Annotated in this window: 1 protein-coding gene; it reads left to right on the top strand. The window is 56.8% G+C overall.

Features of this window, described 5'->3' with window-relative positions; translation table 11 throughout:
• On the top strand, positions 1-241 hold a 241-nt coding region (locus HBA93_RS23175; protein WP_221724794.1), incomplete at both ends, for a hypothetical protein.

Genomic DNA, 241 nt, shown 5'->3' with positions numbered 1-241 from the left:
ACCTGCTGACCTCACATGTATGGCGACAGGACCATAACGGCTTCTCCCACCAGGATCCGGGGTTCGTAGATCTGGTTGCCAACAAGAAGGCTGACGTGGTGCGAATCTACCTTCCGCCGGATGCCAACACGCTTCTATGGGTGGCCGACCATTGCCTTAACACCTGGGACCGTATCAACGTGATCGTGGCTGGTAAGCAGCCGGAACCGCAATGGCTTTCGATCGAAGATGCGGCCAGACA

The organism is Ochrobactrum sp. SFR4 (assembly GCF_019730395.1).
GTDB lineage: Bacteria > Pseudomonadota > Alphaproteobacteria > Rhizobiales > Rhizobiaceae > Pseudochrobactrum.
This window is presented reverse-complemented; position numbering and strand designations above follow the sequence as displayed.